The 26,949-nt window shown below is 52.0% G+C and carries 26 protein-coding genes and 3 pseudogenes; 3 read left to right on the forward strand and 26 right to left on the reverse strand.

The features are described 5' to 3' along the window. The first annotated feature begins 196 nt into the window (after nt 1-196). Nucleotides 197-1,564 carry a cache domain-containing protein gene (locus D8U73_RS12060; RefSeq protein WP_056856657.1) on the forward strand — a complete coding sequence of 456 codons (1,368 nt, stop codon included), beginning with the start codon at nt 197-199 and terminating at the stop codon, nt 1,562-1,564. Nucleotides 1,565-1,592: 28 nt separating this feature from the next. Beyond that, nucleotides 1,593-2,225, forward strand: a complete 633-nt coding sequence (locus D8U73_RS12065; protein ID WP_056856658.1) for a response regulator transcription factor — start codon at nt 1,593-1,595, stop codon at nt 2,223-2,225. Between the two features lie 12 nt (nt 2,226-2,237). On the opposite strand, the gene D8U73_RS12070 is transcribed toward D8U73_RS12065, so the two are convergent. The 24 genes and pseudogenes from D8U73_RS12070 to D8U73_RS12190 all read right to left on the reverse strand — a co-directional run bounded on the left by D8U73_RS12070 (nt 2,238) and on the right by D8U73_RS12190 (nt 24,876). Continuing rightward, nucleotides 2,238-3,257, reverse strand: coding sequence for an ABC transporter substrate-binding protein (locus D8U73_RS12070; protein ID WP_130904576.1), 1,020 nt, complete (start codon nt 3,255-3,257; stop codon nt 2,238-2,240). Nucleotides 3,258-3,339: 82 nt separating this feature from the next. Beyond that, nucleotides 3,340-3,555, reverse strand: coding sequence for a TOBE domain-containing protein (locus tag D8U73_RS12075; protein WP_056856660.1), 216 nt, complete (start codon nt 3,553-3,555; stop codon nt 3,340-3,342). A gap of 200 nt (nt 3,556-3,755) precedes the next feature. After that, nucleotides 3,756-4,643 carry a hypothetical protein gene (locus tag D8U73_RS12080; protein ID WP_130904577.1) on the reverse strand — a complete coding sequence of 296 codons (888 nt, stop codon included), beginning with the start codon at nt 4,641-4,643 and terminating at the stop codon, nt 3,756-3,758. Between the two features lie 478 nt (nt 4,644-5,121). Further along, a complete protein-coding gene (locus D8U73_RS12090) occupies nt 5,122-5,556 on the reverse strand; it encodes a hypothetical protein (protein ID WP_056856662.1) in 435 nt (144 codons plus the stop codon). Between the two features lie 4 nt (nt 5,557-5,560). After that, nucleotides 5,561-6,757: pseudogene (locus tag D8U73_RS29725) on the reverse strand (RHS repeat-associated core domain-containing protein); the annotation flags it as partial. Between the two features lie 89 nt (nt 6,758-6,846). After that, nucleotides 6,847-7,443, reverse strand: a complete 597-nt coding sequence (locus D8U73_RS12100; protein ID WP_130904579.1) for a DUF1629 domain-containing protein — start codon at nt 7,441-7,443, stop codon at nt 6,847-6,849. A gap of 41 nt (nt 7,444-7,484) precedes the next feature. Continuing rightward, nucleotides 7,485-7,826 carry an AHH domain-containing protein gene (locus tag D8U73_RS29730; protein ID WP_347238984.1) on the reverse strand — a complete coding sequence of 114 codons (342 nt, stop codon included), beginning with the start codon at nt 7,824-7,826 and terminating at the stop codon, nt 7,485-7,487. 27 nt (nt 7,827-7,853) lie between these two features. Then, nucleotides 7,854-8,921: pseudogene (locus D8U73_RS29470) on the reverse strand (RHS repeat-associated core domain-containing protein); the annotation flags it as partial. A gap of 292 nt (nt 8,922-9,213) precedes the next feature. Beyond that, nucleotides 9,214-9,633 carry an NTF2 fold immunity protein gene (locus D8U73_RS12115; protein ID WP_130904581.1) on the reverse strand — a complete coding sequence of 140 codons (420 nt, stop codon included), beginning with the start codon at nt 9,631-9,633 and terminating at the stop codon, nt 9,214-9,216. A gap of 273 nt (nt 9,634-9,906) precedes the next feature. After that, entirely contained in the window at nt 9,907-10,398 is a 492-nt protein-coding gene (locus D8U73_RS12120) for an SMI1/KNR4 family protein (protein WP_056854513.1), read from the reverse strand. A 13-nt stretch (nt 10,399-10,411) separates the two neighbouring features. Then, entirely contained in the window at nt 10,412-10,720 is a 309-nt protein-coding gene (locus D8U73_RS12125) for an HNH endonuclease (RefSeq protein ID WP_130904582.1), read from the reverse strand. 32 nt (nt 10,721-10,752) lie between these two features. Next, entirely contained in the window at nt 10,753-10,848 is a 96-nt protein-coding gene (locus D8U73_RS29475; RefSeq protein WP_241668512.1) for a hypothetical protein, read from the reverse strand. A gap of 250 nt (nt 10,849-11,098) precedes the next feature. Continuing rightward, a complete protein-coding gene (locus tag D8U73_RS12135; RefSeq protein ID WP_130904584.1) occupies nt 11,099-11,452 on the reverse strand; it encodes a hypothetical protein in 354 nt (117 codons plus the stop codon). Next, nucleotides 11,449-11,898, reverse strand: a complete 450-nt coding sequence (locus tag D8U73_RS12140) for an NTF2 fold immunity protein (RefSeq protein WP_177435522.1) — start codon at nt 11,896-11,898, stop codon at nt 11,449-11,451. The genes D8U73_RS12135 and D8U73_RS12140 overlap by 4 nt, the downstream gene beginning before the upstream one ends. Next, nucleotides 11,876-13,669: pseudogene (locus tag D8U73_RS12145) on the reverse strand (RHS repeat-associated core domain-containing protein); the annotation flags it as partial. The pseudogene D8U73_RS12145 and the gene D8U73_RS12140, both read right to left, overlap by 23 nt. A 257-nt stretch (nt 13,670-13,926) precedes the next feature. Next, the gene (locus D8U73_RS12150) at nt 13,927-14,406 is read right to left on the reverse strand and encodes a hypothetical protein (protein WP_241667882.1); all 480 of its coding nucleotides are present in this window, start codon (nt 14,404-14,406) and stop codon (nt 13,927-13,929) included. Between the two features lies 1 nt (nt 14,407). After that, nucleotides 14,408-18,658 (reverse strand): RHS repeat-associated core domain-containing protein, encoded by a 4,251-nt coding sequence (locus D8U73_RS12155; RefSeq protein ID WP_130904586.1) that lies wholly within the window; start codon nt 18,656-18,658, stop codon nt 14,408-14,410. Nucleotides 18,659-18,663: 5 nt separating this feature from the next. After that, on the reverse strand, nt 18,664-19,131 hold the full coding sequence (locus D8U73_RS12160) for a DUF1795 domain-containing protein (protein ID WP_056856665.1): 468 nt from the start codon (nt 19,129-19,131) through the stop codon (nt 18,664-18,666). Nucleotides 19,132-19,166: 35 nt separating this feature from the next. After that, nucleotides 19,167-19,748 (reverse strand): DcrB-related protein, encoded by a 582-nt coding sequence (locus D8U73_RS12165; protein WP_056856666.1) that lies wholly within the window; start codon nt 19,746-19,748, stop codon nt 19,167-19,169. A gap of 12 nt (nt 19,749-19,760) precedes the next feature. Beyond that, nucleotides 19,761-21,614 (reverse strand): type VI secretion system Vgr family protein, encoded by a 1,854-nt coding sequence (locus tag D8U73_RS12170; RefSeq protein ID WP_177434469.1) that lies wholly within the window; start codon nt 21,612-21,614, stop codon nt 19,761-19,763. 53 nt (nt 21,615-21,667) lie between these two features. Next, nucleotides 21,668-22,399: a hypothetical protein gene (locus D8U73_RS12175; RefSeq protein ID WP_130904587.1), complete on the reverse strand. Its 732-nt coding sequence runs from the start codon at nt 22,397-22,399 to the stop codon at nt 21,668-21,670. 21 nt (nt 22,400-22,420) lie between these two features. Beyond that, nucleotides 22,421-23,212 carry a hypothetical protein gene (locus D8U73_RS12180; protein ID WP_130908505.1) on the reverse strand — a complete coding sequence of 264 codons (792 nt, stop codon included), beginning with the start codon at nt 23,210-23,212 and terminating at the stop codon, nt 22,421-22,423. Beyond that, nucleotides 23,130-23,852 (reverse strand): hypothetical protein, encoded by a 723-nt coding sequence (locus D8U73_RS12185; protein WP_130904589.1) that lies wholly within the window; start codon nt 23,850-23,852, stop codon nt 23,130-23,132. The genes D8U73_RS12180 and D8U73_RS12185 overlap by 83 nt, the downstream gene beginning before the upstream one ends. After that, entirely contained in the window at nt 23,842-24,876 is a 1,035-nt protein-coding gene (locus D8U73_RS12190; RefSeq protein ID WP_056856669.1) for a hypothetical protein, read from the reverse strand. The genes D8U73_RS12185 and D8U73_RS12190 overlap by 11 nt, the downstream gene beginning before the upstream one ends. 549 nt (nt 24,877-25,425) lie before the next feature. Between D8U73_RS12190 and D8U73_RS12195 the strand changes: the two genes are divergently transcribed. Further along, nucleotides 25,426-25,731, forward strand: coding sequence for a hypothetical protein (locus D8U73_RS12195; RefSeq protein WP_130904590.1), 306 nt, complete (start codon nt 25,426-25,428; stop codon nt 25,729-25,731). Nucleotides 25,732-25,747: 16 nt separating this feature from the next. Here the strand turns inward: D8U73_RS12195 and D8U73_RS29160 are convergent, their stop codons facing one another. Together D8U73_RS29160 and D8U73_RS12200 are read right to left on the reverse strand one after the other, a co-directional pair. Further along, on the reverse strand, nt 25,748-25,903 hold the full coding sequence (locus tag D8U73_RS29160; RefSeq protein ID WP_177434470.1) for a hypothetical protein: 156 nt from the start codon (nt 25,901-25,903) through the stop codon (nt 25,748-25,750). A gap of 107 nt (nt 25,904-26,010) precedes the next feature. Beyond that, nucleotides 26,011-26,484 (reverse strand): hypothetical protein, encoded by a 474-nt coding sequence (locus tag D8U73_RS12200; protein WP_130904591.1) that lies wholly within the window; start codon nt 26,482-26,484, stop codon nt 26,011-26,013. Nucleotides 26,485-26,949 lie beyond the last annotated feature (465 nt).

Raw genomic sequence — 26,949 nt, forward strand, 5'->3', positions numbered from 1 at the left:
TGCCGTCCACAAATAAATCCGCGTTACTACGTACGTGGCCTCTACGTAGTTCTACGTAGAACATGCTGATGCAAACCCCTGTAGGAGCAAAGCTTGCTCCTACAGGACTTGGGCCATCAGTCATTCCGTCCTGCAACGCTACTGGCCAGGCGTATGTTTGGCATATGATCCCGAGCCTTCGCGCGCAGGAGTCAGCATGCAACTCAAACACAAGATCGTCGCCCTCGGGATTCTGCCGCTGGTGCTGGCCATTGCCGTCATCTGCGCGCTGGTGATTTCCCTGAACCGGCAACTGGGCGATCAACAGGCTCAGTTGATCGAAGACAGCATTCTGGCCAGCAAACGCGCCGAACTGAAAAACTACGTGGAAATGGCGAAAAGCCTCATCGAGCCGCTTTACGATGACGGCCACGGTGACGCCCAGGCCCAGCAAAAAGTGCTCGAAGAGTTGCGCAAACTCAGCTTTGGCATCAACGGCTACTTCTTCGTCTACGACCACGAGGGCCGCAGCCTGATGCACGCGCGGCAGTCGGAGCTGGTCGGCAAATACCTGTGGGACATGAAAGACCCCCATGGCCTGCCCGTCATCCAGGCCTTGCTCAAAAGCGCGCAATCGGGTGAAGGCTTTCAACGCTATGCCTGGAACAAACCTTCCTCGGGTCAAGTGACCGACAAACTTGCCTACGTCGTGATGCTCGATCGCTGGGGCTGGATGCTCGGCACCGGCATCTACCTCGAAGACGTCGAGCGTGCCACTCAACAGGCGCGCGACGAAGTGGCCATGGGCATTCGCAAGACCATGATGGCGATCGCCGTGGTCGCCCTCGTTGCGGTGCTGTTCGTGTTCGCCACGGGCATGACGCTCAATGTCAGTGAACACCGTCTGGCGGACAAGAAATTGCAGCGCCTGACCCAGCGCATCGTCAGCCTCCAGGAGGAAGAGCGCTCACGGGTGTCCCGCGAGCTGCACGACGGCATCAGTCAGGTGCTGGTTTCGATCAAGTTTCAGTTCGAACTGGCCAGCCATCTGCTGGAGAACGCTCAGGCGCACGACAAAGGCCTGGGCACGTTAAGAAACGCCACTGAACGATTGGGCGAAGCGATTGGCGAGGTGCGCAGCCTGTCCCACGACCTGCGTTCATCCTTGCTCGATACGCTTGGCCTGTCCGCCGCAATCGGCCAACTGGCCGCTGAGTTCGCGCAACGCAGTGGTCTCACGGTGAGCTACGACGACAATGAGTTCGACTGCCAATTGGTGGATGGCGCCGACGTCGCGCTGTTTCGCATCGTGCAGGAAGGCCTGACCAATATCGAACGTCATGCCGGGGCAAAAAACGTTGCCATTACCCTGCGCGGCTGTGAACAATCCGTTCGGTTGACCGTGGTCGACGACGGCGTAGGTTTCAACGTCGCTCAGGTCGAACGCCGTCACACCGGCATCGGCCTGCGCAACATCCGTGAACGCGTCGAACATTTTGGTGGGCGCTTCGAACTGATCTCGACCTCGGGACGCAGCGAATTGGATGTCCTGCTGCCGATGCAACTGCCCACCGGCAAACGCTGATGCCCCTCAAAACAAAAGTGAGCCTCGCATGAACCTGCCCTCCCCGATCCGCGTCGCCCTGGTCGACGATCACTCCCTGGTCCGCGACGGCATCAAGGCGCTACTGGCCGTCATGTCGCCCCTGGAATTGGTTGGCGAGGCGGAAAACGGCGCACAGGCCATCGAAATGGTCGGCCGCTGCCGGCCGGACTTGCTGTTGGTCGACATCAGCCTGCCCGACATGAACGGCCTGGAGCTGACCCGCGTGTTGCGCAGCCAGTATCCGTCGCTCAAGGTGCTGGTGCTGAGCATGTACAACAACTACGAATACGTCAGTGAGTCAGTGCGCTCCGGCGCCAGTGGCTATGTGCTGAAGAACGCGCCGTCCCGGGAAATCATCGCCGCCATCGAAGCCATCACCAGCGGCGGAACCTTCTACAGCGCCGAAATCGCCCAGCGCTTGATCGCCGACAAGAACACCGATAACGAGCTGACGCCGAGGGAAAGCCAGGTGCTCGCCAAGATGGCCCAGGGTTTGAACAACAAGGAAATGGCCCGGGAACTGGACATCAGCGTGCGCACGGTGGAAACCCATCGGCTGAGCATTCGCCGCAAACTCAACATCGACAAGCCTGCGGCGCTGGTCAAATACGCCCTCGATCACGGACTGATTTCCCGCTGACCCCACAGCCACTCAGCTTCCCGCACCACCGTGGGCTTCTTCAAAGAAGTAGTCTTTCCAGCTGTCCGCCTTGTTTTTCAGCACACCCAACGCCTGCAGTTTCTCGGCATAGACCGCCGTGCGCTGCGGCGTAATCGTGAAGTCGATCTCGGGATCGTTGACGATTTTCTCAACCAGTGGCAGCGGCAATTTCGATTGCTCAACCCGAATGTAAGTCGCGGCCGCCGCCGACTTGTCGGCCTTGATGATTTGTTCCGCCTCGGCCAATGCGTCGTAGAACGCCTTGTAGGTTTTCGGGTTTTCGTCGTGGAATTTTTCAGTGGTGTAAAGCACGTTGAACGTAGCCTGGCCACCCAGCACGTCGTAGGAACTCAGCACCTTGTGCACGTTGGGACTTTGCAATGCCTGATACTGGAACGGCGGACTGGAAAAATGAGAGGTGATTTCCGAGCCGCCCGCGATCAGTGCTGACGTCGCATCCGGGTGCGCGAGGCTGATAGAGATATCGTCGAACTTCTTGTAATGCTCATCGCCAAACACCTTGGCCGTTTCGATCTGCAACGTGCGTGACTGGAACCCGACACCCGCGGCCGGCACCGCAATCCGGTCCTTCTCGGTGAAGTCCTTGAGGCCCTTCACCTTCGGGTTATTGGTCAGCAGGTAGTTGGGCATCGAGCCCAGCGACGCGATCGCCTTGACGTTCTGCTTGCCCTTGGTCCGATCCCAGATCGTCAGCATCGGTGGCACACCCGCTGATACAACATCCAGTGCACCGGCCAACAACGCCTCGTTCATCGCCGTGGCACCGGAAATACTGTTCCAGTCCACCACAATGTCCAGGCCCTGCGCCTTGCCTTGCTTCTCGATAAGCTGCTGATCGCGCACCACATCCAGAATCAGGTAACCGATGCCGAACTGCTGGGCAATGCTGATCTTGCCTTCAGCCTGGGCGGCCGGACTGAGCAATACACCGACCGCCGCTACGGATGCCGCCAACAACGTCAACGCCGAATGCTTGAAACGACTCACCATGAAAACCTCAGGAATGAATAAAAGGAACGCGCCAAGTCACTCGCTACTCACGCGCGCCTGCGCAAATGACTTGAGACCGGGCTCAGAGTTTGGCAATCGAGACTTCGGTGGATTTCACGAAGGCAATGACTTCGCTGCCGACCTTCAATTCAAGGTCGCGTACCGAACGGGTGGTAATCACGGAAGTGACAATGCCGGACGCCGTCTGAACGTCGATTTCAGAGACCACTTCGCCTACGAGGATCTCCTTGATGACACCCTTGAACTGGTTACGCACGTTGATCGCTTTGATAGTCATGATGAGGCTTCCTGTCTGATGGCGAGCCCTTCCGCATGGATGGGCAGGCACTCAAAGTGCACTGCCTGCGACGACAACAAAAGGAATATATAATTATCTAGTTATTCTTTTAAGGAATATAAACTAAATCTGAGATGTGCTGTTTTGTCTACTGGCGAGGGGCACGACCGACAGTTATGCCGGTCGGCATTCAGTATTCCTCAAGCCAGGCTTGGCTCGGCTTTACCGTTGCTTATGCGCTGCTCATCCTGCAGCACATCCAGCGTGGTGAGAAATAGGTCGTGACTCATGATGCCGGTGCACACCGTTGAGAGCATCTCACTCCCCGTATCGTCCGTAAGGGTGACCTTCTCACTCCAGGTATTCAAATCGACTGAGGATAGCGTCGACGTTGCTACCTGACGCCCTTCAACTTTCAGAAAGTCGCGTGCCACAACAATTGTCTGGGTGTCCACATTCAGGAAATCGCCGGCAATGCGTTTGCGCCAGACCTGTCCGGTAGGCACATATTTGAAAGTTACCGGAGCGTTAGAATCAAGCATGTTCATCACAACCGGCAGTCGTTCTCGGACATGTAGTTCGCGCACCAATTGCTGAAAATCCTGAAACCCTTTGAGCGATTCGATAACCCGATGAAATGGCTCACTCGCGCTGCGCCGGTACGCCAGATTAGTAATCAGCCCAGTGAATGCAGCTTGCCCGGAGGCGAACAGGTAGAGGTCTTCTATTTCAGAAAACGCCGTGTATTGTTGCTGCTTCCCCGTGAGAGCAACAATGCCGTGCTCATAAACCTCATAATGGGTCCCACGCAGTTTTTTCTGCCAAACATATAGTCCGAACAGGACCGCGGAAATGACGACTAGCAAGCCACTGACAGAATAGATCAGCAACTGTGGACTGGAACCACGGCTGGTGTTCGCCCCGGAACTGGCCGCCGGCAGTATGGTGCCCAGAAACAACACAAATCCTGCCAGGCACAACATGACAATTCCAAACAACAGCATGAAAACCGGAAAGCCTTGGGCATGCCGGAAGGTGGAGATTAGCTGACCTGTTACTGATGGAGCGGGTATAGATGATTGCTGCATGGAATGTACTTCCCTAGTAGTTTATTTTCAAACAAAGCGTTATGGTTATTTCAACTGCCTTGTGTTAATCCATTAATAGATTTTTTAGTACAACCTCCTTCGATTTAATTCAAATACTCTTCGAACATCGTTCAATACGTGCGCTCCGAAGTTTTGGCCTCTCCTGGGAAGGAGTCTCCAAGGGAAGAACTCAAGTAATGGAAAAGTTTGATCTATTCCCTTTAGAAAAATACTATATCCATCTCCGGAATCTGATAGATAGGAAAAATCACTCCCTTTCCCACTACACTTAACCCAATTGTTTCGCCACTCAAAAAAAGCTCGAATAAATTACCAGTATCTACCCCATTACTTAGAACAAAATCATTCAATACAACTGGGTCAAAAAATAACGATCCCGGGCTCGAATATTTCAATTTTCGCTATGCTTTTCATCCACAACCTCCTGCCGACGAAAAACTGATGAGTACAAATCCCTTCAATTTAACTCAAAAAAACTCTCCAAGAACTCGTTAAAACTTGCCCACTGGGGCTTGAGCTTCCCCAGCTTGAAATCAACCAATGAATCACCAAGAGAAAGTTCAACCACTTCGCCAGTTAGCTTATTATAAAAAAACCCACTCTCACCCTCAAAGCTATCCAACGGAAGGTACTCTAAAGGTACTCCAAGCGTTTCATGGGTTCGTTTCAGCGCCAAATCAAAGTTAGTATTTTTGGAAAACCAACAAATTTGATATATCTCTTTGCCGCGACTCATAAAAGTCGGCCCATCCTCAACATGAAGATAAAACTGACCGAAATCGCTAGACGCATCAACATTTATTTTCTTTAACTCTATTTCATAGTCAGCGCTGACGTCATCATACCACCAGCCTTGCTGCTTACAATAATCCATTATTTTTTTCGAAATCATATATTCACCCGCAACTTACAGATCCTCTAGAACGCCCAGAGTTTCGATTATTAATTTCCGATTGCGCTCGCCCCTTCCAATAAGCCTCTCGATCTCCATTGAACAAGTCTCTGTCTACAGGATTAATCGGGTGTTGACCAGGCAGATGAGGATGAAGGGCATTAGTTTTACCAAATTTTTGGTGGGTATCAGCAGACAGCTCGAACAGAGAACCCAAGCCATCTTGTTTCGAATGGTGTAAATTAAGTTGTGAGTAACTACCATTCTTTACCACGAACGGACTCTTCCCTTCCGACGCCAAATCGAGGTTAGTTCTGACGCCATTTCGAGTATTCACAGGCAGATCCCAATCGATAACTTGCTGATAAACCGTATGGACGCTCCCGGAAGGTGCTGTGAATGTAGACGGTGAGAAATATCCGGTCAACCCGAAAGGGTCTATCCATCCGGTAGAGTTGGCAGCATATCGGTAAAGATTAAACCCACCCAACAACCCAATCGGATCCTGCGTAACAAACCGCCCCACCTCCGGATCGTAATACCGAAACGTGTTGTAGTGCAGCCCCGTCTCATCGTCGAAATACTGCCCCTGAAACCGCAGGTTCTGCTCGACTTCATTGACCGTCAGCTTCTCAACCGCCCCCCAAGCCTTGTACGTCGCCTGCCAGACGATCTGCCCTTCCCGGTCAGTCATCTCCAACGGCGTACCAATCTGGTCGGTATGGAAGTAGTAAAGCTGCTGCGCTTCACCTTCTGCCTGATCCACCCGCGCCAGCGGCGCATAGCTGCCCGGCTCGTAGATGTACAGACTGCTCTGCCCCGGACTTTCCTCACGCAACATCCGCAGACCTTGCCACAGGAAATGCTTCTGCTCGGTTTTACCCTTGAACTCTGAAACCTTGGCAACCCGCCGTCCGAGGCTGTCGTACCGATACGAACCGGTACTCTCCAGCTTTCCGTTGACCAACGTCTCGGCCCGGACCAGCCGATTCTCACAGTCATAAACAAACGTCTGCAGCGTGCCCATCCCGCTGCGTTTCTCAATCAGGTTGCCCCACGCATCGTAGGCATATTCCTGATCTCGCCAGCGCTTGAGACGGTTGTCCTTGACGTGGTCGAATTGGCTGGTGTTGAAGTTCAGCCGGTTCGCCGCGGCGTCGTAGCGGAACTCTTCGTTGTCGATCAGTTGTCCGGTGTACCGATACTAACCGGTACTTTCCAGCCTGCTATTAACCAATGTCTCGGCCCGAGACAACCGATTCTGACCATCATACATTCGGCATCGCCTAACTAAAAATCATCCCACGGTGCGTACCGATAATCATCATCTATCTTTTTAAAGGTAAGACCATCGATTTGTTTATCAACACATTCATTAAAGAAGCGAGCAGAGCATACAACCTCATGAATTTCTTCAAAATAGAACAAATCAGACTCAACACTATCTAAAACAACAAGTTTATCAATACGCTCATAATTTGAACTACTCAAATCGAGAGCGCCTGACTTCACATTACTATCCAGCACAAAAGAGGAACTATCCAGATCCATAGCTCTCAGTCTTTCGACAACAGCGAAGAAAAAATATGACTTATCTTGCTTAGCCATACCCTGAGTAAAAAGTTCAACTGGCCTGCTAACGTACTTGCACTCGAAAGCATCGCAGACAGCCAAAAAATTTTCGGACGCCAAAAAATGATCTGGCAACCAATCTGCCGTCAATTGGGGAGTATCAGCCATTGCTTGATAGCAGGCACTCAAAGCACCTTGCGCTGGATTTTCGGAGGGATAATGAAAGGTTGGCAAATCGGGAGTCCAACTCAAATCAAAAAAGTATGGCGCCCCCTCACCATCCGGCTCATAACCAATGATATATAAACCCTTCATTTTTCCACCTCTAAAGTAACCGACCAGTTATGGCATCAAGTTTAAATAGCCCGCCTTCTAGACCCTGAGAAGCCCACGCTTGAACATTTTTCACACCAAGCGCCAGATCTATATCTGGTCAAGCTATTTAGGTTATTGTTAAGTTTCACCAACTTGTTTTTTACAGCTTCAGTGTACTGACCGTGATTCGACCAGTGCCCCGGCATGCCAGTAGTTTTGGCTAGATCTTTTGATCCAGGTAGAAAAATCCCATTGGACGCCCCATCCGGATCCCAACCAATTTTTTTCAGCCTACCAAACATATTTTTGAACTGAGTGCTTTTTATTAGCTCTTCGGGTATCAAATGGTGATTTGCCATTCCATCCCCGGCGCTTGCTCCCATGTTGTTACCCAATTTCGTAGAGCACCAACCCAACGGATCGACCCAGTTATTAGGGCTTGGCGCATAAGAGTAAAAATTCATGCCTCCTGATAAAGAAATCGGATCCTGCGTAACAAACCGCCCCACCTCCGGATCGTAATACCGAAACGTGTTGTAGTGCAGCCCCGTCTCATCGTCGAAATACTGCCCCTGAAACCGCAGGTTCTGCTCGACTTCATTGACCGTCAGCTTCTCAACCGCCCCCCAAGCCTTGTACGTCGCCTGCCAGACGATCTGCCCTTCCCGGTCAGTCATCTCCAGCGGCGTACCAATCTGGTCGGTATGGAAGTAGTAAAGCTGCTGCGCTTCACCCTCTTCCTGGTCCACCCGCGCCAAGGGGGCATAACTGCCCGGCTCATACAGGTACAGACTGCTCCGCCCCGGACTTTCCTCGCGCAACATCCGCAGACCTTGCCACAGGAAATGCTTCTGCTCGGTTTTACCCTTGAACTCTGAAACCTTGGCAACCCGCCGTCCGAGGCTGTCGTACCGATACGAACCGGTACTCTCCAGCTTTCCGTTGACCAACGTCTCGGCCCGGACCAGCCGATTCTCACAGTCATAAACAAACGTCTGCAGCGTGCCCATCCCGCTGCGTTTCTCAATCAGGTTGCCCCACGCATCGTAGGCATATTCCTGATCTCGCCAGCGCTTGAGACGGTTGTCTTTGACGTGGTCGAACTGGCTGGTGTTGAAGTTCAGCCGGTTCGCCGCCGCGTCGTAGCGGAACTCTTCGCTGTCGATCAACTGCCCCGTGTCGCGGCTGTGTAACTGGCCGTTGGCTTTGTATTGGTACTTGATCTCGCCGCGCAGTTTGTCGAGGGTGCGGGTCAGTTCGCCAGCCGGGTCGTACTGGTGACGGCGGTGGATCGGGTTGTAGGCGTGCTCCACCAGCAGGTCGGGCTGGATGCCGGGGTTGTGGAGGCGCGAGAGTTTTTCCGCCGGCAGGCGCGAGGCGAACTGCCAGCTCTTGCGGCCCATCGCGTCGTAGCCGAAGCAACTGGTGAGCGCGCCCTGGGTGCGCAGGGCTTCGCGGTGCAGGTCGTCGCGCTCGATGTCGCTGATGAGCTGGCCGTCGAGGTTGAGTTGGTGCAGGTGGCCACTGCCGTAGTACAGGTGATTTATCTGTTGGTCGGCGCAAGCACTTGATTACTCGACCCGATGCGTCCCATGTAATTTCTGATTATAGAGAAAAGTGACTTAAGAAACCTTACACCACTCTGCAGTTAAAATTTTAAAGAACGGCTCAATCCCCACTAATTCTTGACCACCGATAAACAACTAAATACGCAACAAAAATATCGCACCAACGGTGCAGCAGAATACTCCACCGTCTTCTATACGAAGGTCAGAGAGCCGCTTTTTTCCATTTATCTCCATTTTTTGTTTCTTTTCTCACTATCAACCACCCATTTTCAGTATTTTTCAGAACAAACTTATACACAGCCTTTAGCCTAGCCATTTGCTCGACAACCACAGTGTAATTTTTGCCTTCTTGAACAGGCTTACTTATTACATCCCTCTCAGGATCATAAGTCGGAGGAGACCCACAACCCAGATCTACCAGTCGAGCCCAGCTGCGTTCATCTGATACAGAAAACTTGGTTAGAATTCTCTTAAGTTCTGCTTCATATTTTTTATCACAATCAGACGTATCTTTATCCGCATCGATCAGGCTCATCTGCTCATCGCGAAAAGCTGTCTCCCAATCTCGCATTTCTGACATAAAGCCTTTCAACGCCTCAACCACCGAAACTTCTTTTTCCATAACAAACTCCTACCAAGCACAACAATACAATTGCGAACAGCAGAATAAACCAGAAAGCCTTTGCCGTGGCGGAAGGTGGAGATCAGCTGACCTGTCACCGTTGAAGCGGCTGTGGATGATTGCTGCCTGAGATGAGTACTTCCCTAGTAGTTGGTTTTATAAAACACCCTAATCCAGACCGGTGTTATTGAAAAAAGCGGAAAATGACAATCATTGTCCGCCTCACTGTGCAGGTCATCGCGATCCCTGTCACGGCTCCTCTGGCCTTCGATTTTACAGGTCGATCTCAGATTCGTCCTTTAAACCCTCAACAAAAGCGTCAAATGAACTTGCGAGCCAACGATAGGCCTTTGCATGATTGGCGGCATAACTACTATTCGAATCAAAGGAATCAGTTGCGTAAAAACACACATCACCATCAGTCAAATCCAGACAGAAAAAGTTACCACCGTCGTCAGTCGCAAACGGCAGCAATGTTTTAGGTATCACATTTTTAGAGGTCATCACTGCATAACAACCGCTTAAATATTTTGTCTCTGCAGCATCCAAAGCACCACTAGCTGCAACAGCTTTAAATTTCTTTATTCGAACAGGCTCATATTCATCACCACTATCCCACCAATCTCTATCTGCAACCCCACCATTATGAGTTAAATAAAAATTTTTAAAGCCTTCAGGCAATGTATGTCCGATCTCGTCCTCCAGCAAACTGAGATCAGAACTATTCACTTCCGGATCGGACTTCGATACTTTCAGTACACCCATCATTGTCTCCTTACTAACAAGTTGTAGAGGCAGCTTTCGGAGCCCGCCCATTCAGCCAGCCCTTAGAGTGCGAGATACCTACAGCATCAGTATTGCCATAAGAACCAGAAGGTAGACCGAAATGCTTTTCAAACTGAGCAACAGAGCCGCCATGTGGAAATGTCGCTTCATGGGCTGATGTTTTGACTAACTGCATAGTGGTCTTACCGGTTTTCGGATCAAAGTCATCAACGTGATGCCAAGTATAATCATCGGCTGCCGAAGCTTTGATACCTGCCTCTTTATATGCCTGGGTGAAGTCCCGTCCCCTCGCACCCTGCATTGTGATTGAAACGATATTTTTTTGATTACCGGTTATTCAGTGGTGTGGCCGAGGGCGTCGACTTCGGCGATGAGGTTGCCTTTGTCGTCGTAACGGGCCCGCCATGTGCTGCCGTCGGGGGAGTCCACCTGGGTGATCAGCGGGGTCAGGTGGTGATAGCGGTATTTGATCGTGCGCCCGAGCGGGTCGGCGATCCGTCTATTGCGTACTTACTGTTTGCGATAACAGCGTAAATATTAGAGGCCAAGCTATAATCTCAGCCTCTCCGAAAACCAGTTTATTAAAGAACGCCGCAACCAATTAAAAACCGGCCACCATCTCAAACCGCCTTCAGAAGCACACTATACAAACTTAATTACCACCAAACCTTTATCAACACTAAAAATCTAACTTCGCATCATATACCAACTCTGACATTGGTATTAACATCACACCTTTCATACCAAGCCTAATGATTTTCTCCCCAAGCCCGACTGAAAAAACATACTCCCCTCTCAGCATCTCAGAAGAAATAAAAAAATCTAAATCACAAATATCTTTTTTTATGCGTATATCGGATATAGCGTCAAAAATTACTCTACCCGAATGAAAAAAATCCACTTCTGGATCCTTAGTAACCGAATCAAGCCTTAACTCATATTTAGATTTCTCCACATCCAAAATTTTATGAATTCCTCTACTCCGCAACAAATAGTATTTTTTTGATGAAACTGGGAGACCTTGGTCATTCAAACATATGTTTTACTCCACTTACCACCAGACTTAAAGTCACGCCCCTGAATTACACAGTTACCATCTTTGACCGAAAAAACCAATCGATACACTGTTGAAAGTCCAGTGTTCTTTTCTATTACTACCGATGCAAAATCCCCCTTAACCTCAACCCCCCCTACGTTGTCGTTTTCCGGGTCATATTCCGGGTTACTCCCGCAAACCAGATTTGCTAATCGATCATAATTTCTATCAACTTGAACCACATACTTAGAGAATATAATCAACAAATCAGCCCGCATGTGATTCTGCAGCGATTCTTCCAAGGACTCATCCTCAAGTGCCTCCATACTTTTTTTATAGTACTTCTTCTCCCATCCATACATTTCATTCATAAAACTATTCAAAGTTAAATACACGACCTCTCTGAGGGAATCACCTGTGTTAGTTGAGGAATATTTTGCCATCAAGCAATTCTCCATTCCTAAATAAGTTATACAAAATTTTTGTCGGCCTTGTACCACCAGCCCCATACTTAAAAATCAATTCCACATCAATTGGCCCATTTTTTGATATATCGTTAAATATTTGCCTCTCATAATCCCTAAACAATCCTCTATTCACCTTGGAAAGCTGAGGAAACACACCATCTTTCCCACCCGAACCGCCAAGTAGCTTACCAATTATATGCCCAGCATCATCATCTGAATTACCCAGCGATCTAGCCCAAAACCGAGATGATTCATTAGTTGCCGTTCCTGTCCCCAAGTCTTTCTGGGTTATGGTGGCGGTTGCTTTCAACGGTTGCCCTGCCGACCCTCTGGTGACATTAGTAGTCACGCACCACCCTAAAGGGTCAATCCACCCGTTTGTGTTGGGAGCATAACCATACAAATTACTACCGCCCAACAACCCAATCGGATCCTGCGTAACAAACCGCCCCACCTCCGGATCGTAATACCGAAACGTGTTGTAGTGCAGCCCCGTCTCATCGTCGAAATACTGCCCCTGAAACCGCAGGTTCTGCTCGACTTCATTGACCGTCAGCTTCTCAACCGCCCCCCAAGCCTTGTACGTCGCCTGCCAGACGATCTGCCCTTCCCGGTCAGTCATCTCCAGCGGCGTACCAATCTGGTCGGTATGGAAGTAGTAAAGCTGCTGCTCCCCACCCTCTTCCTGGTCCACCCGCGCCAAGGGGGCATAACTGCCCGGTTCATAGAGGTACAGACTGCTCCGCCCCGGACTTTCCTCACGCAGCATGCGCAGGCCTTGCCACAGGAAATGCTTCTGCTCGGTGACGCCATCGACCTCTGACACCTTGGCAACCCGCCGCCCAAGGCTGTCGTAACGATACGCACCGGTACTTTCCAGCTTGCCGTTGACCATCGTCTCAGCTTTGACGAGGCGGTTTTCGCAGTCATACGTGAACGTCTGCAGCCGGTTCATCCCGCTGCGTTTCTCAATCAGGTTGCCCCACGCATCGTAGGCATATTCCTGATCTCGCCAGCGCTTGAGACGGTTGTCTTTGACGTGGTCGAACTGGCTGGTGTTGAAGTTCAGCCGGTTCGCCGCGGCGTCGTAGCGGAATTCTTCGCTGTCGATCAACTGGCCGGTGTCGCGGCTGTGCAGTTGGCCGTTGGCTTCATATTCGTACTTGATCTCGCCACGCAGTTTGTCGAGGGTGCGGGTCAACTCGCCAGCCGGGTCGTATTGATGGCGGCGGTGGATCGGGTTGTAGGCGTGTTCCACCAGCAGGTCGGGCTGGATGCCTGGATTGTGAATTTGCGAGAGCTTTTCTGCCGGTAAGCTAGAGGCGAATTGCCAGGCTTTGCGGCCCATGGCGTCGTAGCCAAAACAACTGGTGAGTTTGCCCTGTGTACGCAGGACTTCGCGATGCAGCTCGTCGCGCTCGATGTCGCTGATGAGCTGGCCGTCGAGGTTGAGTTGGTGCAGGTGGCCACTGCCGTAGTACAGGTGATTGAGGTGTTGGCCGGTAGGCAACATCAGGGTGGTGAGGTTGCTTAGCGGGTCGTACTCGTAGGACAAGGCACCTTGCGCCGTAGTCTCCTGGATCAGGCGGCCGAGCAGGTCGTAGGAGAATTCGAGGGTTTCTTCGCTGACACCCAGTTGCTTGCCCTGCGCGGTCGGCAGGCGTTGGATCGACAGCAGGCGATCGCCGTCGTCATATGCATAATCCTGACGGGCATCGGCATTGAGTTTGGCCAGCAGCCGGCCAATGCTGAGGGCTCACCATAGCTGGTACATTGCTCCACCACACGTTAGCCGCTGTGGATGTTTTCTCAGAGGTAATTAAAGTTCAGGCTCAAGGCATTGATGCGACAGGGAATTGCGTCGTCGACGACATGAACAGAGCATTAGATCACCTGACAACAAACTAATCATGTTATAAAAGAGCGAAGCGCACATAATTACACCAACTAAAAACCCCTCACCAAACTGCCGCCAACGGAGATTCTCAACTCATCCATCGCAAATCAAATAACGACTATTTCATCCTTACAGAAGCCAACAGGCCAGCGACCACAGTAATACAATTTTATTATTGTCGACCATCGCTCACCAAGTCCGTAATACTCTTCAGAGACATATTGCCTAAAAGCGAAGCAGATTCCATTTCTTGCCGCAAGGCTAAAGTCATGCGGCGCACACAAAAATTTATTTTTATCAAGATTTTTAGTCGCAGCCATTACCGCCTTATTCACCTTCATCCGCATAGCAACAAGATCAGAAGGTGGTTTAGGAATATTATAAAAAGGGTCCGGCTGAGTTGGAGATGTGGGCAGCCACTCAACACAATCGTAGCGCCCCTTAAACTCAGCATCAGAAGGCTCTACAAAAACCTTGCGGACATTTTTTATATATATCAAACGACCATCCTCAGCCCCGTCACCCCCCATATTAAAAAAAAAGTCGGACCCTTCTATTTTTTTACACTCTTCGTCAATATCAATCATATTACAATCTCAAATCAGTTATTGTACCAGGCGGCAGAGCCTTTCTTCCTTGTTGAATTGTTGTCCTGAGAACTCCACCTGCGGCATGCGGACCTGGAATTCCTGGCAAGGAATGATTAGGTAACGAGCCGTGTGTCGGCATTAGATTCCACCACTTGTTTGCGCCACCGCTTTCCAAAGGGATGATGTGATGGGGAGTTGCTCCAGATGGCCATACTCTACCGGTGTTGGCTTCCCATTGCTTCATCAAATAGTTTTGACTACCCACAAATTCTTTACGTGCCATCTGATTTTGAAACACAGTACGCCTCTGAACAACGGGCAGATTTCCTTTCAATATCTGCGCTTGCTTCGCAGTGATTTCCCCGCCAGCAGACGCGACCTTGTTCGCATCATTTACTACCCTTTCATGAAGCGACGAACATGCTAACCCTAAAGGGTCTATCCAACCTAACGGGTTGCTTCCATATTGATAGAGATTATCCCCCCCCATTAACCCTATCGGATCCTGCGTAACAAACCGCCCCACCTCCGGATCGTAATACCGAAACGTGTTGTAGTGCAGCCCCGTCTCATCGTCGAAATACTGCCCCTGAAACCGCAGGTTCTGCTCGACTTCATTGACCGTCAGCTTCTCAACCGCCCCCCAAGCCTTGTACGTCGCCTGCCAGACGATCTGCCCTTCCCGGTCAGTCATCTCCAACGGCGTACCAATCTGGTCGGTATGGAAGTAGTAAAGCTGCTGCGCTTCACCTTCTGCCTGGTCGACACGCGCCAACGGCACATAGCTGCCCGGTTCGTAGATATACAGACTGCTTTGCCCCGGACGCTCCTCCCGCAGCATCCGCAGGCCTTGCCATAAGAAGTGTTTCTGCTCGGTCACGCCATTAACAACAGACTGTTTACCAACCCGCCGCCCAAGGCTGTCGTACCGATATGCACCGGTACTCTCCAGCTTGCCGTTGATCAACGTCTCGGCCCGCACCAGCCGATTCTCACAGTCATAAACAAACGTCTGCAGCGTGCCCATCCCGCTGCGTTTCTCAATCAGGTTGCCCCACGCATCGTAGGCATATTCCTGATCTCGCCAGCGCTTGAGACGGTTGTCTTTGACGTGGTCGAACTGGCTGGTGTTGAAGTTCAGCCGGTTCGCCGCGGCGTCGTAGCGGAATTCTTCGCTGTCGATCAACTGGCCGGTGTCGCGGCTGTGCAGTTGGCCGTTGGCTTCATATTCGTACTTGATCTCGCCACGCAGTTTGTCGAGGGTGCGGGTCAACTCGCCAGCCGGGTCGTATTGATGGCGGCGGTGGATCGGGTTGTAGGCGTGTTCGACCAACAGCGCAGGTTGGATGCCTGGATTGTGAATTTGCGAGAGCTTTTCTGCCGGCAAGGTAGAGGCGAATTGCCAGGCTTTGCGGCCCATGGCGTCGTAGCCAAAGCAACTGGTGAGCGCGCCCTGGGTGCGCAGGACTTCGCGGTGCAGGTCGTCGCGCTCGATGTCGCTGATGAGCTGGCCGTCGAGGTTGAGTTGGTGCAGGTGGCCACTGCCGTAGTACAGGTGATTGAGGTGTTGGCCGGTAGGCAACATCAGGGTGGTGAGGTTGCTTAGCGGGTCGTACTCGTAGGACAAGGCACCTTGCGCCGTAGTCTCCTGGATCAGGCGGCCGAGCAGGTCGTAGGAGAATTCGAGGGTTTCTTCGCTGACACCCAGTTGCTTGCCCTGCGCGGTCGGCAGGCGTTGGATCGACAGCAGGCGATCGCCGTCGTCATATGCATAATCCTGACGGGCATCGGCATTGAGTTTGGCCAGCAGCCGGCCAATGCTGTCGCGCTCGAATTCGGTGCGGCGTTGTGGCCGCTCGCCGCGTTCGCCGTAGCCGGTTTCGTCGACCTGGGTCAGATGCCCGCCCAGGTTGTAGCTGAAGCGCCGGGTCAGGTTGTCGATGCGTTTTTCTTCGATCAGCCGGTCGGACGCATCGTAGGCGAACTGGTACGCCGCGTTGTTTTCGTTGATCAACGCGGTCAGGCGAATCGCCGCGTCGTATTCGTAGCGGATGCGCTGGCCCTTGGCGTCCTGGCGGCTGCTCGGCAGTCCCCGGGCGGTGCGTAGCAGACGCGTGGTCTGGCCTTTGCCGTCGGTGTGCGTCAGCACCTGGCCGAGGGCGTTGTAGGTGAACGATTCGCCGCTGCCGTCCGGGTGATGGATGCGCAGCACTTCGCCGTCGGGTTTGCGTTCCAGCGTGGTGGTCTGGCCCAGCGCGTCGGTGACGGCGACCAGGTGCTGGCGCTCGTCGAAGCGGTATGTGGTGGTTTTACCCGAGCAATCCTGGAAGCGCTCGACCTGGGCCAGGGTGTTCCACCACAGGTATTTGGACTTGTGGGTCGCGTCGATGATGGTGTGTGGCAGGCCATCGTCGCCGTTGAGGTATTCGGTGGTGTGACCGAGGGCGTCGACTTCGGCGATGAGGTTGCCTTTGTCGTCGTAGCGGGCCTGCCATGTGCTGCCGTCGGGGTAGTCCACCTGGGTGATCAGCGGGGTCAGGTGGTGATAGCGGTATTTGATCGTGCGCCCGAGCGGGTCGCTCTCTTCAAGCAGGCGTGAGTATTCGTCGTACTTGAGCGTGAGTCTGTTGCCATCCGGCAGTGTCAGGCCAGTCATGTTGCCGCTGTCATCGATATCGATGGCGTAGTGTTCGCCGCCGAAGTCGCGGCTGGCGGTGACGCGATGATCGGCGTTGTAATGAAGCTCGGCTTCGCGCCCGAGCACATCGGTGACCCACGTAATACGGGCCTGTCTGTCGTAACGGAACAGGTAACGTTCGCCATCGCTGGTCCAGTGCTCCACCACGCGCCGCTGGCCATCGATGTGTTCCCAGCGGTAGTTGCAGGTCAGGCCGAGGGCATTGCTGTGACTGACCATCACACCGTCGGCATAGCTGAAACGGCGTACTGAATCACCGTTGCGATTGATCACTTCATTGAGCTGGCCGTGCTTGTCGTAACGGTACTGCACCAGCGTTTCAACGGCCTCGTTGGCGACTATACGCCTGACATCGGTGAGGCGACCCAGCGGGTTGTCGTAATGCAGGTGCACCCGCACGCCACCAGTGGCGCTGATGTCGGTGAGCGTACCTTCAGCGGTGCGAGTGAAATGCAGGAAATGACCCAGGGCATTTTCAATGCGTTGCAGCGCCACGGGGATGTTGTCGTCTTCGACTTCGCCGAAGTAAAAAAAGGTGTTGTCGAGGGTTTGCAGCAGATAGTGACCGCCTTCGGTGCAAACCAGATACACCTGTTCATGCGGGTTGTAGATGCGCTCCCCTGGCTGCACGTCCACGAACGGAACGCTGCGCCCCTGATTGTCGGTGAGATAGACAAAAGCGCCACTGCGACGCAGGCTCTGCTCCCAGGGCAGGACCCATCCTTTTCCAAGTACGCTGTCGACACCCAGGTCGCTTGCATAGAACCGCGACCATTGAATAGGCATCAGGCCCGGCAGGCTGAAGTCGGTTTCGTCGGTGATGACCTTGCGGCCGGTAGTCGCGTCGACCGGGTTGCCGATCAAGCCACCCACCGCGCGCTCGATGGCAGGGCCCACGACGTAACGCGACGCCACCTCACCGGCGACGAATCCGGCGGTGAATTTCAGGACGCAGGGCATGACGGCTTTCATGCCGGCCTGGGTCCCGGCCTTGATCAATTGGGCGATACCGCCCGCCGCGCCGGCAACCGCCATCAGAATGTCGACCGTGGTCCGCAGCCACCCGGGAATTTCATCGTCCACCGGCAGGTAGCGGTAGGTTCCGCCACCGATGAAAACATTGTCCGAACCGCTGGAGAGGGTAGCACCGCAGGTCAACTTGTCGCCCTTGCGAGCAGCCGCCGTACCGTTGATGAAGACGTTGGTTGAACCTTCGGCGACCTTCACCGGGCCTGGATGCTTATCGCAGGCGCCGGTGCTTTTCTCCACATGGGCTGCCTTGCGGCTGTTGATGAAGACGTTGGGCGACGCGGTGACAATGGTCCCCGCGGGTGAAGAAAACATACTGCCTATCTTTTCTCCGGCCGCGGTGAGCAGGCTACCTCCGACGCCTGCCAGTAAACCTGCCAACAATGCCACGCCAAACCCACAGGTAAACGTCGCGATCGCCACCGTAGCGATCAACGCTATGCCAAGTGCTGCGCCGATGAGAAACCCGCCCAATGCACTGGTGTGCGACAGTTCATCACCAAACCTTGCGGCTTCGAACATGACCGTTACTCCTGAGCGCTGGAGTCGGTCACGGAGTCGCCCGGCAGGCGAGGCTGAAAGCTCGCCAGCAGGTCCACCCAGTTCTGGTTCTGCTCACTGCTGAAATCAGCCTGGGCGGTAGTGGAAAAGATTATCGCGCGTCCCGGTGAAATCAGAAACGCTGCCTGACGCTGGTAGAACGGTCGGCCATCGGTCATGTAATACGCATCGATCTGCACGCCGTCGATCGGCGCCGAAGTCGACAGCGCTACGGCTTTTTTGCCCAGTAGCGTATAGCCGCGCAGCTTGGACGCGAGCATCTTGATCTGACGTTCGACGTAGGCTTTGAGCGCCTCGCCGGGCAGCAAAGTATCGCGGGAAATGGTGATGCTCAATGGTGCGGGAATGCTTGCCCCCAGCACAAACATGTTTACGGTTCGATCCTGGAAACCCTGTGGCAACGCAATGCTGCCTTCCTGCAACTCATAATCCATGTGATGTAAATTCCTGAATTCAAAAAAAGGGTATTTCAGCTGGCCGCGAGGTCATCGAGCATGCCGTCAAAATCAACCAGCCAGAGACTGAGCGCGGGTCTTGCCGGATCAATCTCGCAACCGATACTCAGCCATTGCATATCTTCACGTCCAACGACCGGCACAAGCGCACCCACCAGGCGCGCGTGTCGATCGGCATGGCCGCTCTTGAAATGCAGATCCGCCGACTTCGCCGTACTACCGGCCACGATGACATCGCGCTGGCGAATGATGCGCACGTCCGGGTGTTCCTTGCGAAACGCCTGCACCGAGGCATCGAACAGTTGCTCCAGGGTCTGCCCCTGTTGCACATCACGTCGCTTGATCGTCAGGCTGACCGGTTCGCCTTCGTGCTCGACAGTGGTCTGGATCTCGCGGAATTGAAAACCCGTCGGAAATGCCAGATTGAATCCCGCGAAACTGAAGCTGCTGGGCGTGTCTTTCAGCGCCACCACAGGCGCGGGTTCCGGCTCGGGCTCAGGCTGGACGGGGACCGCGTTCTGCTGGGCGAGCCGTTCAGCTTCCTCTTGCGCAATACGCTTTTCGGAAATGCGATCGTAGAGGCTGGTTCTGATCATCGCGCCGCTACCTCAGTCATTGACCCTGACCTCGGAACCGGTGATCTGGGTCGTGCCGGTACTGACCGTGTTGATCGTCTTGCCTTTGATCTCGATGCCGTCCGGCGTGAGAATGATGCTGCTCTCCCCCACCTGAAGAATGATGTGTTGCTTGGCGTTGACCTGGATGAACTGGTTATCGACCTGAATCGTCAGCGAGCCTTCCTGGACATTCATCACCGTGTCTTTCTTGATCGTTTCAGTGTGCGTGCCACCGACCGTGATCGTGCGGTTGCTGCCGACACTGTGGGTCTCGTCGACCTCAATCTCGGTGTCCATGTTGCGCTCGGCATGCATGATGATCTGCTCGGCACCGGCCTTGTCTTCGAAGCGGAAGAAGTTCGCCGTACCGCCGTCACCTTTCATTGACCGGGTCAAAAAACCACTCTGGGTCTTGTTCGCCGGCAGCGACCAAGGCGGTGTGTTCTGGCTGTTGTAGAGACTGCCCATGACCAGCGGGCGGTCGGGGTCTCCATCAAGGAAAGCCACAACCACCTCGTCGCCAACGCGAGGGATCAAGACACTGCCGAAACCGCCACTGGCGCCGGACTGTGCGACACGGACCCAGCAGGAACTCTTGTCGTTGAACTCGCCGTAGCGGTCCCAGTGAAACTGTACTTTCACCCGGCCCAGTTCATCGGTATAGATTTCCTCGCCAGGTGGGCCGACAACAATGGCGGTTTGCGGGCCGGAAATCGTTGGCGTCAGCGTGTCGAGCTGCGGTCGGAACTTGATTTTCTTGCGTACGCAATCAAACTTGTTGGCATAACCCGCCTGCCCGCCGGACAGGTAATTATTACTGCCCCAGTGCTCGATGCACGTCAGCAAGAATTGTCGATCCTCGACTGAGCCATTATCGTGTTCGTAATGCTGCGTGAGTTCGAACGTATAGCCCGGGCGCATCGCACGGCAATTGCTCCTTCCCGAAAATCCCTTGCCCCTGAGCTCCAAAGCCTCGATACGATTGCGCACCAACACTTCGCCATCGTCATAGTTTGCATGGGTGTACTGGCCCATGAAATCGTAAATCTCGTAGGCCGGTACATCGCCCTGCTGATTGAGACTGTTCATGCTGACCGGCAGGCGGTTTCGAGGCTGACGGTAATCGAACGTCTGGACCGCTATCTTGCTCGACTGCAATTCCCTTACCGCATTCCAGTGAGTGATTGAATCCGCCGACTCTGTGATGGACGCCGTGTGAAATCGCACTTGTGGCTGCTCTGGCAGCGCAGGCAACTGGGTTGAATCATCCATGATGATCAGCGTGTGACTGTCGGCAGCATGTTCGTAGTAATAGAACAGCCCTTCGTGCTCCAGCAGGCGCATGACGAAATGCCGATCACTTTCCCGATACTGAGTGATATAGCTATGGGGTTTGAGCGTACGGTTGATACGAAATTCGAACTTGGCCAGCCCTTCATAACGACTGAACACTTGGGTGATCACTTGTTCGACGGTTTGGTCCTGGAATATCTGCGAGTCGAACCGCTGTTCAAGCAAACTGAGCCAGGAGCCAATCAGCGCGAAATACCGACACATCCCACCGTCGCTGCCATTACTGCCAAAACGCAGTACATGCCCGTTGATGTAACGACTTGCGCCAGTCGCCAGTTCGATCTCTATCGTCGCCGACTGCCCCATGGCGGATTTGAGTTTTACGCTGGCATCATCGGACAGAAGGTCCAAATGGAAACCAAACTCCATCGACAGGCCTTCGTGTCCGGTGAAAGACTCAAGCAAGAGCTCCTGACCACTTTTGAGCGGCATGGTCAGTTTGAACAGGCGCCGGTTCTGTGCGGTAAACAGGGATGAAAGGTCCATTGTCATGTGCAACTCCTGGAATCAATATTCGGGCAACCACCGCATTAACGTTCTGATCGTCAGGAACCTGTCGACTGGCGCAGGGAACCCAACCACTTGAATAACCGACCCAGCCACCAGCGGCTGCGGGCTTCGCGTATTTCGTCGATTTGCATGAAGGTGAAGGGGGTTGGCATTTTGCGCTCACGGATATGAAGGGTGCGGAGACCGCGGATGCCATGACGTACGTAAAAAAGAAGAATTACAGAAAGCACCGTGCAGGCTACCACCACAAACATGCCGCCCGTTTCTGCACCCACCGACTTTAGAAACATACTGCCTGTGAGCGTCGATACACCGGAAATTAATCCAAGGTTATAATTCCTGGAATTCACAATTCTTTTAGGTCGAGGCGCGACTCTATTGCCTACGCATTCGAAAGGAAAGAACGATGCCTTACTATAAAAAATCACCAAAAACATCATAAGCACTATAGTGATCGGTGCTATCCCAATAGCTACAGATCTAGGATCTCCCTTGCCAAAATAATCTGAGACAATCAAGTACGCCAGACTACCAGCAATATAAGGAAAAATACATATCGCAACTGACAACACCGTCGCCAATAACAAAATATATCTCTCACAGCAATAAATTAGATATAGGTTAAAACCAAAACCAACCACAACAATAAAAAAATACCACCACCAAAAATACTTCAAGTTTGAGGGTCCAAAAGCACCAAAAAAGGCCACTCCAATAAACATTAGAAAAATTTGTTTTTTTATATTCTTTGCATCAATCATGACCATTTCACTCGACTCCGCGCCACATCACGTCGAAGAACGCAGGGAAGTTAACCACTTAAACAACCTACTCAACCACCAGCGCCTGCGAGCTTCACGTATTTCGTCAATTTCCATGAAGGTATAGGGTGCAGGCATATTTCGTTCTTGGATGTGAAGCGTGCGCAGACCTCGAATACTGTGACGTGACAAAATCGAAATAGCTATTGAACATCCAGTGCAGATTACGACTGCTAGTACATTGCTTGTCTGCGCATCAACTGACTTGAAAAATATTCCGCTTGTGAGCACAGCCGCACCCACTACCAATCCAACACTATGACTTTTATTGCTCTGCCCCTTACCCCGCGCGGCAACTCTATTCCCTTTGCACTCGAAAGGAAAAAAAACCGTCTCCCCATAGAGTATTGTGGCAACCGTTAAAAACACTGTTAGCGCTGGTGACAAGCCCACCAGTGCAGCAAGCAAACTGTTCCCACCTAAGACTCTCGAAGCAGATAGATATGCCACCGTACAGGCTAGGTAAGTAAAGATACCGACCACCAGCAAAAACAGTGACGACAGATACAACACAAATCGTTCACAGCTATAAATTACGTACAAAACAAAACCTAGCAGTGCAACTATAAAAAATAGATATACCCACCAGAAATAGCTCAAATTTGAGGGACCAAAGGCACCAAATAGAGCAGCAGAAAAAAAGACAATCCACCCACCCTTCTTTAAATTTTGCGAATCAATCATGAGACTGACGCGAAGAAAGCAACCATTTAAATAATCTCCCCAACCACCAACGACTGCGGGCTTCGCGTATTTCATCGATTCTCATGAAGGTGTACGGAGTAGGCATTGTATGCTCCCGGAGTCGCAGCGCGCGAAGACCTTGGATTGTATGCCGACAGTAAAGTATTAAAGCTATACAACCAGATGTACCGACTAAAACCCCAAGCGCACCACCATTTAATGAACCTATTAATTTCAACACTCCCCCCCCTGTTAGAGTAAGAAGCCCTGCCAGAAAACCTGCACTATACTTCTCTCGGCTCTCGACCTTAAAAGCCACTTTATTGCCTTCAAGTCTAAAGCTTGATAAATGACTTCTACCATAAGCAGCAATCGCTACCGCCAAAGAAATCAAAATCAAGGGCGACAGTCCAATAGCGATCGATTTAAAACTCCCCTCTCCAAAAAAATCCGAGACAACCAAATACAAAACACTAGAAAACAAAAAACCCATTATGCCGACACCAGTGAAAAATATCATCACAACAAAAAACACATATCGCTCACAAGCCCCAACCAAAAAAAGAGTTATGAGCAAGAAAAAAACCACTACAACACAATATATAGACCAATAATATGGCACTCCTGGCGGACCAAACATACCAAAAAACACAACCATAAGAAAAACAACCCACGGACCAGTTTTCACCGTATCTACAGCAGGATCAAAAAGCATGATCAATCAACTTATTTATTGAACCACCAATCTTTTTATCAGCGCCGGACTTACCCATATAATATTGAACTGCCAGACCAGCACCCCAACCAACCAACAACACTATTACCAATGGAGCTGCAACCAGCGAAGACCCCATAAAAAAACTCACTAATACACCACTGGCGAACGCCGCTACGTTAGTAGGCTGGCTATATGCAGACTCCCTATAAAACTCTTCCATTGAAGTCGAACTTGTATAATCCAGATAAGCCTGCGGCCCAATGGCTAGCGCCACACCCACCGTATTACCCGTCATGAATTTTAGTCCGCCTGCCGCTCCTCCGGCATGCAACATTGCACGCTTACTCAGTGCAGTTTTTGTTCCATAAGCCGGAAGATTAGCAACTTGCCCTCCAACCCGACCGAGCACCTTGTAACTTTGTGCCTGAGCAGTAATCGGCACCTCGAAGTGCAACTGCCCTGCAACCCGAATCAGTTTTATCCTGCCTTTGAAGGCTTTCTTAGCCGAGATCGAGTTCGCTGTGCCCCGACTATTGGCCCACTTGATCAGTTTTTTCTTGTCGGCCGCGGAGAGATCCAGCAAGTCTACAACCGACTTCGACTTGGAAAATGCAGCTACGCTGGTGCCTGCACTGACCAACGTGCCAGGCAAGTTGGCTGGAGAAAACAACAAAGAGCCTATCTCCGGGATGGCCGCTGCGGTTTTCTGTAATTCTTGCAGCGCTTCGACGGAAACGTCCTTCGCCGAAGACAAATTCCTGATTAACGAGCGCAGTAACTGCAAGGACTCTTGCGCCTCACTCGGCGACATTTCCAATTCGGGCGAAGCCAGTTCATGGGCAAGAAACATCGCCGCGTTGTAATCACTGGTCGCGTAGTAACCGGCAAAATTTGGTGGTGCAGGAATAGCCCGCGAGGCGAGTTCGCTGGGAAACGGAAGGCTACCGCCGCCAATCAATCCAGCTTGTGATCGTGTGCCACGGGGGTTCGCCACTGTGCAGGGTAAAAACCTTTCGTCCATGTTCCTTTCTCCTAATACCGCCTTCCCGAAAAGATCTTCGGCAAAACCTGCTCCGTGCAATAACTGAACAATCTTTCTTGGGCCATACTCCGCCCGAAGAGCATTGCCCCATCAACCATCACGAAAAAACCGCTGTTTCAATTGTCTTCCTGAATCACAAACGGCGGAAAATGACCCGTGGGTGCGACAACCACCCTGCGGAAAAAGTGCCGAAGGACTTCAACAAAAATAGAACTGCATCACATTTTTCAATCGTCATCTGAGCACGTGCGAAAGGAAACACCTATGCAACACCAAGTGTCAAGCAGGTATTTTTTCTCAGGAAATCATATGTCGAAATGCTAGCACATCACTCATCGCCTCCGAATTGCTTGTTAGCCTTCAATATTGAACCGGCTTCACATAGATTTGGATTAAATACTTGATCCACTACGTCGTCGAAATCACTGAATTGGCTGAATTTCAGAATTACCTGACAGACATATCCCACAAGTAGTGGCAAGCAGACATCATTGTGGCCAGTAATCCAATACAGAAAAATCCGTTCCCATGGATATCGAAAAACTGAAAGAAAAAACTCTGAGGCTACGGTCGACCATCGATGCATTGATGGCAGAGGACCCAGCTGTAGCTCAACTGGATCTAGAGCTGGCGCCCCTGATGGACCGGGCTGAACGAGGCCGAATCCGCACACCTTTGGAGTGGCGGGATATCCCTGGATGCTACTTGTTCACTGAAGACGGCTTGCAGCAATACGCAGAACTTGAGCTAGCTTTTGCGGAATTTAAAATCGAACTGATCGGAGGAGAATCCCCTACGCTACGTCGACTAAAAAGCCAGATGGAAGAAAAATAGAACAGTAATCCGAAACCTACATAATCACCAAAATGCAGGCCAAAATCGGCGATGTGCCGATCAGCAATGGCGCCTTCAAGTTCGCAAATACCAAGCGCTCGGACGCCAGCAACATCGCCGCCCTGTTCGCCAGCTTGAGCATGCGCAACGAGAATGGCAGCAGGCACGCCATCAATACGACCAGTCCCCGCCAGCAACCAGTATCATCGATTTGCCAATGCAGTGGCCGGCGCTGGCGATTGCGGTTGTCTGCGCAGTGATTGCCTCGCTGAAGTAAGCCTACCGACCACTCGGCAAGGGCGGTCGCGTTTCGACTTGCTCAAGGCTTACACGATACGTGGTGTAAGTGTCGCCGTCTTCAAGGTAAAGGTTGCTCTGGTAGTTCGAGACTGCGCCTTTGAGTTTGATGTGCAGGCCGTTGGAGACACGCTGGATTACCACGTCTTTCAAGTCAGTTTCCGAGACCAGGAAGGGCGGGGTCTTGCCGAGGCGCACCTTCATCGTCTCATTATTCCTACCGCCGTCATTGTTGACGTAGAACCTCAGGCTTTTGGGTTCATCTGCATCCCTGGCATCTTGAACGATGTAGATCGACTGTCCCGGAATGAAGTCTTGCTTCAGGACTATCTCAGCAGGAAACTCTGGTTTGTGCAGGTACGCATAGATGGAAACGCCTAGAAGGCAGAGCAAAAAGATAATCGCGAGATACTTTTTGACTCTGACGACAAGAGATTGCGGTTCGGCCTTATTCATGGAATTCAACTGTAATCGAAGGTGAATAGCACCAAACCTTCCATCGGCTCGTAGAACATGACGATCATGTCTGCTCCGACCGTCCGGAAATGCCAGCCCACGAAGGCGCGAAAGCCTTCACGCAATTGTATGGCCCGACCTGAAAGTTACTGAGTGCAGTCGTACTTGGCGCGTTATACAGAAATATCGACGTTATGTAACGCGATATTGCCCGAACACTTGTTCAGCCATGGAGAGGCCGCCTTGTATATCCCGACATCCTGAGATGCCATCACTTCGTTGACGGCTATATGACACTCGTCCTGCAATTTTTTCGTCAACGGCCACTCAAGTGGGTATTAGGTGAACCGCTTCACCTTTTTTAAAATATTTTCGATTAAAAATTGGATCCACAACCCCTCTGAAACCATTGAATTGACTGGCTTTCGGAACTGTCTGACAGACACATCCAGCAAATAGTGGCAA

Source organism: Pseudomonas sp. Sample_22 (assembly GCF_004307635.1).
In the GTDB taxonomy this organism is placed as follows: Bacteria; Pseudomonadota; Gammaproteobacteria; order Pseudomonadales; family Pseudomonadaceae; genus Aquipseudomonas.